The organism is Streptomyces sp. YIM 98790 (assembly GCF_011421595.1).
Classification (GTDB): Bacteria; Actinomycetota; Actinomycetes; order Streptomycetales; family Streptomycetaceae; genus Streptomyces.
The window spans coordinates 1-3,046 of sequence record NZ_WTLH01000340.1 but is presented as its reverse complement, the minus strand read 5'-3'; the positions used below and the strand labels follow the sequence as shown (position 1 = coordinate 3,046).

Below are 3,046 nucleotides of genomic sequence, written 5' to 3'. Positions count from 1 at the left end.
CGCGCAGCCGGAGGAGCCGGAGGGCGGCGAGGAGGCGGGCGGGGCCGGGCAGCCCCAGCCGGGCGGCACGGCCCCGGTACCGGTCCGCAAGGCGTCGCGGACCCGCCGCGGCGCACAGGTGCTGCGCCGGGCCGCCGGGGGCAGGCACGCCGGCGGCTTCTTCGAACTGCTCGCCGTCGCCCTGCTGCTGGGCGGCACGGTGATGCGGAACATCCTGGCGATGGGCGCGGGCTGGCTGATCGCCTACTGGGCGCCCCGGCTGAGCCGTACCGAGGCCAAGATCGCGGTGTTCGGCGGCCTGGGCGGTGTCTTCGGCGGCTATACGGTCTGGCTGTTCGGCCGGATCAACGGCTACTGGGGCGAGCCGGTGCGGGACGACGCCATCCGTGCCGGGCTGGTGGAGAACTTCCCGGTGCTGCTGCGGCTGGCCGCGGTGGCCAGCGCGCTGTTCCTGCTCTGGCGCGCCCTGCGCCGCCCGCCGGCCAAGGGCTGAGCCCCGTGGCCGGGGCCGGCGCTGCCCGCCCCCCGGTCACTTACTTGCCGCCCGGCTAGTGAGTACAATGGAAGCCACCCGAGCGATCGACCACATGGCGATCGACGCGACGAGGAGCGCCACGCCGATGGTCACCACACCGCAGCCGCGCCGGGGCAACACCCGCCAGCGCATCCAGGACATCGCCCTGGCCTTCTTCCTGGACCGGGGCTACGAGAAGACCTCGCTGCGCGAGATCGCCGACGAGCTCGGCGTCACCAAGGCCGCGCTGTACTACCACTTCAAGACCAAGGAGGACATCCTGGTCTCCCTGTTCGCCGAGGTCGGCGAGAAGGTGGACCGGCTCATCGCCTGGGGCGGCGAACAGCCGCGCACCCGGGCCACCAAACGGGAGCTGCTGAGCCGCTACAGCCGGATCGCCAACGACGCGGCCCCGCTGTTCCACATCCTCCAGGAGAACCAGGCCACGCTGCGCGATCTCAGTGTCGGGCAGGAGTTCAAGCAGCGGGTGGGCGCCCTGGTCGCCCTGTTCAAGGACCCGGGCGCGCCCATGGACTCCCAGGTGCGGAGCGTCAGCGCGCTGCTCTGCATGCACCTGGGCACCTTCTCCCTGAAGGGCATCGAGGGCGACCCGGAGGAGAAGCGCCTCGCCCTGCTGGCCGCCACCGAGGATCTCCTCGACACCGCCTACCGCTCCTGACGCGCCGTCCCCGGGCGGCCGTGCCGGCCGGCCGCCGCGTCACGGTGACCCTGGCCGTGCGGGCCTCCCCGGGGCGGTGCGGGCGGTGCGGGCGGGGCGGTGGAGAAGGGCACCGGCATGCGGGGGAGACTGGTGGGCATGCAAGATCAGAACGGACTGACGGTCGGCTTCGATCTCGACATGACGCTGATCGACTCCCGGCCGGGCATCCGGGCCACCTATCTGGCGCTGGCGGCCGAGACCGGGGTGCGGATCGACGCGGACCTGGCCGTCAGCCGGCTGGGGCCGCCGCTGGACCACGAGCTGGCGCACTGGTTCCCGGCCGAGCGGGTCCCCGCGGTGGCGGAACGTTTCCGCGAGCTGTACACCGCACATGCCGTGGCGCCGACCCGGGCCATGCCCGGCGCCCGGGAGGCGATCGACGCGGTGCACCGGCGTGGCGGCCGGGTCATCGTGGTCACCGCCAAGTACGGGCCCAACGCCCGGCTCCACCTCGACCACCTGGATCTGCCCGCCGACCACCTCACCGGATGGCTGTGGGCCGAGGGCAAGGCCGAGGCGCTGCGCGCGCAGCGCGCCGCCGTCTACGTCGGGGACCATGTGGGCGATGTGCGCGGCGCCGCCCTGGCCGGCGCCCTCTCGGTCACCGTTCCCACCGGGCCGATCGGCGCGGACGAACTGCGCGCGGCCGGCGCCGATGTGGTGCTGGACGGCGGCCTGCCCGACTTCCCCGCCTGGCTGGACGGCTGGCTGGCCGCCCGGCGGGACGGCCCGCCCGCCGTCGCCGGAGGGCCCGGTTCCGGGCCGGGCGCGGAGCCGGACCCGGCGCCGGGGCCCGCCCACTAGCCTCCTGAGCCGCCCGGCGGGCGGAGGAGGAGGTTGCGTGACCCTGCCGGGCGGCCCCCGGCGTACGGGACGAGTGAGCCGTCCTCCTCGTCGATCCAGTGCACCGTATAGCCGAGGCCGCCGGACTCCGCCAGCACCTGCTCCATGGCGGCGTCCCGCAGCGCCTCCATCAGGATCACCGGCCGGTCGCGGCGGATCAGCTCCCGCGCCCCGGCGAGCACCCGCGGCTCATGGCCCTCCACATCGATCTTGAGCAGATCGACCGGGGTGTCCCGGAACTCGCCGTCCAGGGTCACCAGCCGGATGCGCTGCACGCTGCGGCCGCCCGGTACGTCCGCCAGCCGGTCCAGCGAGGCGCCGGTGGAGAGCAGACTGGAGGAGAACCGGACGGTGATGTCCGCCCACTCCTCCCGGTCCGACACGCCCGCCTGATGGCGGACCAGGTTCTGGATGTTGTTGGCGCGCTGGTTCACCGCCAGCCGGGCGTGGATGTAGTCCACCGGCTCGAAGGCGTGCACCGTGGCCCCGGGGGCGGCCAGGGCGGCGATCAGCGAGAAGTAGCCGACGTGCGCGCCCACGTCCACCACCGTGCGGGCGGCGGCGGCCAGCCGGGACCAGGCGGCCAGGGTGCCCGGCTCGTAGCGGAACTCCCCGTTCCACAGCGTGTCCAGGGCCACCGCGTCGTCGTTGCCGCAGAACACCACGAAGGGCGCGCAGTGGGGCGAATCGATCTCCACCCAGCCCTTGTAGGGGTACTTCTTGCGGTGGACCTTGATGATCTCGGAGGTGGGAACCGGGCGCACCACCGGAGCACGGGCGAGCATCCGGGTGTTGGCGGCTTCCAGATCGGCCAGTCGCATGGCCGAACTCTGCATCCGCTCGGTGTGCGGCAGGCACCCGCCCGGTGAAATCCCGATGAACCGGATGGGCCGGCGGGCGCCCGCGGGGGCGCGCCCGGGCGGTCCCGCGCCGTCAGCGGCGCTACCGGCCTCCCGCCGCGCCACGGG

Annotated in this window: 3 protein-coding genes and 1 pseudogene; 3 read left to right on the top strand and 1 reads right to left on the bottom strand. The window is 74.0% G+C overall.

Features of this window, described 5'->3' with window-relative positions; all coding sequences use genetic code 11:
- From GQS09_RS27770 to GQS09_RS27760, 3 genes and pseudogenes are all read left to right on the top strand, one after another.
- Positions 1–493: pseudogene (locus tag GQS09_RS27770) on the top strand (hypothetical protein); the annotation flags it as partial.
- 127 nt (positions 494–620) lie between these two features.
- Positions 621–1,193: a TetR/AcrR family transcriptional regulator gene (locus GQS09_RS27765; protein WP_165990279.1), complete on the top strand. Its 573-nt coding sequence runs from the start codon at positions 621–623 to the stop codon at positions 1,191–1,193.
- Between the two features lie 138 nt (positions 1,194–1,331).
- Entirely contained in the window at positions 1,332–2,039 is a 708-nt protein-coding gene (locus GQS09_RS27760) for an HAD family hydrolase (protein WP_165990278.1), read from the top strand.
- Here GQS09_RS27760 and GQS09_RS27755 read toward each other — a convergent pair.
- Positions 2,036–2,899 carry an FkbM family methyltransferase gene (locus tag GQS09_RS27755; protein WP_165990277.1) on the bottom strand — a complete coding sequence of 288 codons (864 nt, stop codon included), beginning with the start codon at positions 2,897–2,899 and terminating at the stop codon, positions 2,036–2,038. The genes GQS09_RS27760 and GQS09_RS27755 overlap by 4 nt on opposite strands.
- Between the last annotated feature and the right edge of the window lie 147 nt (positions 2,900–3,046).